This window comes from Thioalkalivibrio denitrificans (genome assembly GCF_002000365.1).
Taxonomy (GTDB): domain Bacteria; phylum Pseudomonadota; class Gammaproteobacteria; order Ectothiorhodospirales; family Ectothiorhodospiraceae; genus Thioalkalivibrio_A; species Thioalkalivibrio_A denitrificans.
Genome location: NZ_MVBK01000132.1, coordinates 1 through 2472, shown reverse-complemented (window position 1 = coordinate 2472; position 2472 = coordinate 1). Strand labels below are relative to the sequence as shown.

Sequence of the window (2472 nt, the reverse complement as noted above, 5' to 3'; positions counted from 1 at the left end):
TTGTCGATCTGGTCGTAGGCGCGCGCCTCGCCGCCAAACTTCTTCGCCTGGCATACCGTCAGCGCCGCCGTCAGCGTCGTCTTGCCATGGTCCACGTGACCAATGGTCCCGACGTTGACATGCGGCTTCTTACGCTCGAATTTTTCCTTGGACATGGTCTAACACCCCGGTTGACGTTCTGAGATTGTGGCCAAACCCGTACACATTAAATATGGAGCCCATAACCGGACTTGAACCGGTGACCTCTTCCTTACCAAGGAAGTGCTCTACCGACTGAGCTATATGGGCCGGCAATCAAAACCCTCTATACTGCAGCCTGCCTGTTCAATGGAGCGGGTGATGGGAATCGAACCCACATCATCAGCTTGGAAGGCTGAGGTTCTACCATTGAACTACACCCGCGACTTGCACCGTCTCCGCCCCGCCGGCGCCCGGCACGGGTCAAAATACACATCGGGCCGCCGCGCTTCCGGCGATGCGGTCGAACCCGTCCCGGTTCGAATCCTTCCCCGGTCAAGCGGTACGACTTTCGGGCAACACAGCCTTTCCGGTCACCCCGAACTTCCTGAATTCTTTGGTGGAGGGGGAAGGATTCGAACCTTCGAAGGCTGAGCCAGCAGATTTACAGTCTGCCCCCTTTGACCGCTCGGGAACCCCTCCAAAGCGAAAGCCGCCAATTGTGGGCCACGCGTACATTGGTGTCAACCGGATTCAGCCCCGAAAACCGGGGTCCGGCGGCCCTTTCCCGGTAATGAAGACGTGATGGGCTTCTGGTAGCATTCGCGCAGTCCCGCGGCCCCGGAGACCACCGCCCAGTCACCCGCAGGTTCGGCCCGAGGCCGGACCTCCCGACACGTAGGTCGGCCTTCAGGCCGACAGGCGATGCTTCAACATGCACCGGCGTCGGCCTGAAGGCCGACCCACGGGCCACCGGAGGGGCCGGCCGGGACAGGAATCCATGAGAGGGAACCACCAGTTATGAAAGTCAGCATCTACGGCTCCGGCTACGTGGGCCTGGTCACCGGCGCCTGCCTCGCCCAGGTGGGCAACCACGTGCTGTGCGTGGACATCGACCACGGCAAGATCGAGGCGCTGCAACAGGGCCGCATCCCCATCTACGAGCCCGGGCTCGAGGACATGGTGCGCGACAACGTCGCCGCCGGGCGCCTGTCCTTCAGCCTCGACCCGGCCGAAGGCGTGCGTCACGGCCTGTTCCAGTTCATCGCCGTGGGCACGCCCCCCGACGAGGACGGCTCCGCGGACCTGAGCCACGTGCTCGCCGTGGCCCGCAGCATCGCCGAACACATGTCCGAGTACCGCATCGTGGTCAACAAGTCCACGGTGCCCGTCGGCACGGCGGACCGCGTGCGGGAGACCATTGCCCGGACCATGGCTGACAGGGGCGCCGCCCTGGAGTTCGACGTGGTCTCGAACCCCGAATTCCTTAAGGAAGGCGCGGCGATCGAGGACTTCATGAAGCCTGACCGGGTGATCGTGGGCACCGACAACCCGCGCACCGCCGAACTGATGCGGGCCCTCTATGCCCCCTTCAACCGCAGCCATGACCGGGTGATCTGCATGGACGTACGCTCGGCGGAACTGACCAAGTACGCCGCCAACGCCATGCTCGCCACCAAGATCAGCTTCATGAACGAACTGGCCAACCTGGCCGAGCAACTGGGTGCGGATATCGAAGAGGTGCGCCAGGGCATCGGTTCCGATCCTCGCATCGGCTACCACTTCATCTACCCCGGTTGCGGCTACGGCGGCTCCTGCTTCCCCAAGGACGTGAAGGCCCTGGAGCGCACCGCCCGGCAGGTGGGCTACCAGGCGCAGTTGCTGGAGGCCGTGGAAGCCGTCAACGAGCGCCAGAAGCACCGCCTGTTCGAGAAGCTCTCCGCCCGCTTCGACGGCAAGCTCTCCGGGCGCACCGTGGCCCTCTGGGGCCTCGCCTTCAAACCCAACACCGACGACATGCGCGAGGCCTCCAGCCGGGCGCTCATTGAGGCCCTGTGGGAGGCCGGCGCCCGCGTACGCGCCTTCGACCCCGTGGCCGAAGACGAATGCCGGCGCATCTACGGGGAGCGCGACGACCTGGTCCTGTGTGACTCCCCCGAGGACACCCTCACAGGCGCCGACGCCCTGGCCATCGTCACCGAATGGACCGTGTTCCGCAGCCCCGATTTTGAGCGCATCCGCAAGGAACTCAGGCAGCCCCTCATCTTCGACGGCCGCAACCTCTACGACCCGCGCCACATGGAGGAGATGGGCTTCGAATACTACGCCATCGGCCGCGGGCGTCGCGCGTGATCCATTGAACTCAGTTGTTTAACCACGAAGCACACGAAGAAAACAGAAAACATTTCTCTCGCAAAGACGCGAAGCCCGCAAAGAAACCCGTTGAATGTAAACCCCCCATGGGCGCACGCCGGGTCTCGAACGAAACGGGGTTGGCGGGCACAGCCCGCCCTT

Annotated in this window: 2 protein-coding genes and 3 tRNA genes; 1 reads left to right on the top strand and 4 read right to left on the bottom strand. The window is 63.8% G+C overall.

The genetic code is table 11. The features are described from left to right. From B1C78_RS16330 to B1C78_RS16315, 4 genes are all read right to left on the bottom strand, one after another. Window positions 1–155 (bottom strand): GTP-binding protein (locus tag B1C78_RS16330; protein ID WP_245795466.1); only part of this gene is annotated, 155 nt, incomplete at its 3' end. 57 nt (window positions 156–212) lie between these two features. Then, window positions 213–288 (bottom strand) — tRNA-Thr (locus tag B1C78_RS16325). 40 nt (window positions 289–328) lie between these two features. Further along, window positions 329–402, bottom strand: a tRNA-Gly gene (locus B1C78_RS16320). 173 nt (window positions 403–575) lie between these two features. Next, window positions 576–660: transfer RNA gene (locus B1C78_RS16315), tRNA-Tyr, on the bottom strand. A gap of 318 nt (window positions 661–978) precedes the next feature. On the opposite strand from B1C78_RS16315, the gene B1C78_RS16310 reads away from it, so the two are divergent. Next, window positions 979–2310: a UDP-glucose dehydrogenase family protein gene (locus B1C78_RS16310; RefSeq protein ID WP_077280225.1), complete on the top strand. Its 1332-nt coding sequence runs from the start codon at window positions 979–981 to the stop codon at window positions 2308–2310. The last annotated feature ends 162 nt before the right edge of the window (window positions 2311–2472 follow it).